The sequence below is a fragment of the Clavibacter sp. MX14-G9D genome (assembly GCF_032917815.1).
GTDB classification, from domain to species: Bacteria; Actinomycetota; Actinomycetes; order Actinomycetales; family Microbacteriaceae; genus Clavibacter; species Clavibacter michiganensis_K.
In genome coordinates, this window is the sequence record NZ_JAVCVL010000246.1 from 1 (window position 1) to 3,753 (window position 3,753).

Genomic DNA, 3,753 nt, shown 5'->3' on the forward strand with positions numbered 1-3,753 from the left:
CGCGCGCCGCTGCGCCGTCGCGCTCGCGCCCGCCCTGCTCACCCTCGCCGCGCTCCCCCGCGCGGGCACGCGCACCCGGCGCCATCCCGCCCTCGCCCTGACCGCCGCTCCCTGGTTCGCCGCGAGCACCCTCACCGCCTGGAGTTGACCCATGGAGTTCCTCGACGTCCTGCGCGCCCGGAAGACCACCAACGGCGCCTTCCTGCCCGATCCGGTGAGCGAGCAGCACCAGCGGCTCCTGATGGAGGTCGCCGGCCGGGCGCCCTCGCAGCTCAACAGCCAGCCGTGGCGGTTCGTGCTCATCGAGGAGCGGGACACCATCGAGCGCATCGCCGACATCAGCGGCGCGAGCATGACGGAGACGATGTCGAACGGCACCTTCTTCGAGCGCTACAAGCACTACTTCCGCTTCTCGCAGGAGGAGATGGACCGCCGCCGCGACGGCATGCTCTTCGACCGGCTGCCCGCGCCGCTGCGCCCCTTCACGAGGCAGGCGTTCACCCGCCGGGGCCAGCTGCTGATGAACTCGCTCCAGGTCCCGCGCACCCTCGGCCGCGAGAACCGGCGCCTCGTCGCCGGCAGCCCGCTGCTCCTCGGCGTGATGCTCGACCGCGCCGAGGAGCGCCCCGAGTCCCTCGCGTCGTTCTACTCCGTGTTCTCGATGGGCGCGGCCATGGAGAACGTGTGGCTGACCACGGGCGAGATCGGGATGGGGATCCAGTTCGTGTCGTTCCCGATGGAGATCCGGGAGCAGTGGTCGCGCGTCGAGGAGCTGCTCCGCGTGCCGCCGGAGCTGCAGCTCATGGCCGTGTACCGGCTCGGCTACCTGCCGCCGGAAGCCCGCCGCCCCGCGATCGACTGGTCGAGCCGCGAGCGCAAGCTGCCGTCGCAGTACGTGTTCCGCGGCACCTGCGACACCCCGCAGCAGGGCTGGGACGAGCCCGCCGCGGGGTGACCGGCGGTCCGTCGCGACCCGTCCACCGCCCTAGGGTCGGAGCATGAGCAGCGGCGCCTGGGTGCGCATCCCGTCCCCGACCGCGCGGCACCGGTGGCTGATCGCCGTGGCATCGCTCGCCATCTCCGGGGTCGTCCTCTGGACGCCCATCGGCGCCGTCACGCGGCACCTGGACCGCGCCTTCGGCCCGTCGCCGGTCATCTCCTTCGGGGTGCCCGTCCTGCTGCCCCTGATCGTCGGGGGGATCGCCTACCTGATCTCGGCCGAGCGCACGCAGCCCCTCGAGGTCGACGCCGCTCGGAGCCGGCTGCGCGTCGGCCGGCGGGAGTGGGGGTTCTCCGAGGTGACGGGTGCCCGCATCGAGCTGGCCGGAGGAGACGGCGACGACACGCTCGTCCTGCGCCTCACGACGACCGGAGGCGAGAGCTGCGGCCTCCTCGTGTCGACGCGCACGGGCGAGCGGATCGACGACGCGCAGCGCGACGCCCTCCTCGCCCTCGTCGCCGGATCCCGCATCGCCCCGCCCCGCTCGAAGGACGACCCGCACGGCCGGTTCGCGCACGTCGAGTTCCCCGGGCACCTGACGCGCGAGGACACCGCGGCGCTCATCGACGGCAGCGGCACCGCGGAGGCCTCGGCGGCGGCCGGGCAGCGCGGGCTGGGCTCCGGTGCCCGCAACGTCCGCGCCTCGGGTACGCCCCGTCGCGGCCCGGGCTCGTTCCGTGGGCAGTACGCGGTCGTCGGGTTCATCGCAGCCATGGGGATGTTCTTCGCGGTCATCGCCGTGCAGCAGCCGACCGCGCTCTTCGGTCGTTCCGGGATCCCCGTCGTCGGCCTCGCGGTGTTCTTCCTCGCCGGCGCCGTCATCACGTTCCTCACCACCCGCCGGGACTCCCGCCGCGCCGCCGAGCAGCGTGCGGCCGCAGCGGCCGTCCGCGAGGAGGCGGAGCGGGCAGCAGCCGGCGAGCCGCCCGCCCCCGTCCGTCCCACCGAGGCGGACTGACGGATGGCCGACGACGGGTGGGTGCGGATCCCGCCGCCGACGTACCGGCAGCGGCTCGTCATCGGCACGATCTGGATCTTCGTGGCCTCCTACGTCGGCTGGCGCCCGTCCGCCTGGCTCGGCGCGCGGCTCGAGGAGCGCATCGGCGGCGGCTGGCTCACGGTCGCCTCGGTCACGGTGCTCGGCGTCCTCGCCCTCTGCGCGCTCGTCCTCCTGTTCATCACCCGCGTGACGCCCGGCCTCGACGTCGACGCGGGCCGCGGTGTCCTCCGTCTCCGCGGCCGCGAGCGTCCGTTCGCCGACCTCGTCGGCGCGCGCGTCGAGCAGCCGCAGGAGCCGCCGGAGTCGCGGTACGACCGCCCGCGCAAGCGTCCACGCCGGGATCCCCTCGTGCTCCGCCTCGACCTCGCGGGCGGCGGCCGCTTCCGCATCGTGCTCGCGATCGGGCCGACCACGACGATCACGCCGGAGCGCGCCGCGGCCCTGATCCAGGCGGTGCGCGGATCCCGGATCACGGCGCCCACCGCCTCCTACGACCCCGACGGCCGCTTCACGCACCTGAACTTCCCCGGCAGCCTCGACGTCGACGGCGCCGTCCGCCTCCTCGAGGACCCGCAGCGGGCCCGCACCCTGCCGCGCTGACGGCCCGCGGGTCCGTCACCCCGGCGAGCGCCCGCCGCCACCGCCGCCCCCTGCCCCCTTGCCCCGCGCCGCCCCGGACGCGTACGGTCGTCGGGTACCCCGTCGCGACCCGACGCCTCCGGTGCGGCCGACACACCGGCCGGTCGGTCCGGTCGCGGACACGGGGGCCCACCGCATGGAAGTCGGGACGTTGCGCCTCATCGCCGGTACTGCGCCGCACGCGCAGCAGCTGCTCACGCACTGACGACCCCTGCGCCCGCCCGCCGTCGCGGGCCGCGCCGTCCGCCTCCGCGGACCGGTGGTCGTCGTGCACCCGCATCGACCACCGGGGAGGGCCCATGCCCACCGCACCATCCATCACGCTCGACCGCTGCTCGTTCTCCTGGCCCGACGGCGACGTCGTGCTCGACTCCGCCACCGCCGCGTTCGGCCGCGGCACGACCGGGCTCGTCGGCCGCAACGGCGCCGGGAAGTCCACGCTCGTCCGGCTCGTCGTCGGCGACCTCGTGCCCGCGTCCGGATCCGTCGCCACCAGCGGCCCGGTCGACCACCTGCCGCAGCGCCTCCGCACGGGGCCCGACGACACCGTCGCCGACCTGCTGGGGGTGCGCGCCCGCATCCGGGCGCTCCACGCGATCCTCGACGGCGATCCCGACCCCGCCCACTTCGCGGCGCTCGGCGACGAGTGGGACGTCGAGGCGCGCGCGGCCTCCGCGCTCCGGGACGTCGGCCTGGCCGAGGACGACCTCGACCGGCCGGTCGCGACGCTCTCCGGCGGCCAGGCCGTGCTCGTCGCCATCAGCGGGGTGCGCCTGCGCGGGCGTCCCGTCGCGATCCTCGACGAGCCGACCAACAGCCTCGACGGCCGGGCGCGCGGCATCCTCCTCGACCTGGTCGACGGCTGGCGCGGCGCGCTCGTGGTCGTGAGCCACGACCGGGAGCTCCTGGAGCACGTGGACGAGGTCGCCGAGCTCCGCGACGGCCGGATCACCGTGACCGGCGGCACCTACCGGGCGCACGAGGAGCGCGTGGCCGGCGAGCGGGCCGTGGCCGAGCGGCGGATCCGGGCGGCCGAGCAGGCGCACCGCGCCGAGCGGCGCCAGCGGATCGAGGCGGAGACCTCCATCGCCCGCCGCGCGAAGGCGGGGGCGCG

General features: G+C 75.6%; 4 protein-coding genes. All 4 read left to right on the top strand.

Features of this window, described 5'->3' with window-relative positions:
• The first annotated feature begins 151 nt into the window (after window positions 1–151).
• Window positions 152–955 (top strand): nitroreductase family protein, encoded by an 804-nt coding sequence (locus Q6969_RS14000; protein ID WP_317230986.1) that lies wholly within the window; start codon window positions 152–154, stop codon window positions 953–955.
• A gap of 43 nt (window positions 956–998) precedes the next feature.
• Window positions 999–1,958, top strand: coding sequence for a hypothetical protein (locus Q6969_RS14005; protein WP_317230987.1), 960 nt, complete (start codon window positions 999–1,001; stop codon window positions 1,956–1,958).
• A 3-nt stretch (window positions 1,959–1,961) separates the two neighbouring features.
• Window positions 1,962–2,600 carry a hypothetical protein gene (locus Q6969_RS14010; protein ID WP_317230988.1) on the top strand — a complete coding sequence of 213 codons (639 nt, stop codon included), beginning with the start codon at window positions 1,962–1,964 and terminating at the stop codon, window positions 2,598–2,600.
• Between the two features lie 338 nt (window positions 2,601–2,938).
• On the top strand, window positions 2,939–3,753 hold an 815-nt coding region (locus tag Q6969_RS14015; RefSeq protein WP_317230989.1), incomplete at its 3' end, for an ATP-binding cassette domain-containing protein.

What these genes read in the sequence shown, in the direction of transcription:
- Q6969_RS14000 (WP_317230986.1), top strand. Translation starts at nt 152, where the DNA reads ATGGAGTTCCTCGACGTCCTGCGCGCCCGGAAGACCACCAACGGCGCC.
- Q6969_RS14005 (WP_317230987.1), top strand. Translation starts at nt 999, where the DNA reads ATGAGCAGCGGCGCCTGGGTGCGCATCCCGTCCCCGACCGCGCGGCAC.
- Q6969_RS14010 (WP_317230988.1), top strand. Translation starts at nt 1,962, where the DNA reads ATGGCCGACGACGGGTGGGTGCGGATCCCGCCGCCGACGTACCGGCAG.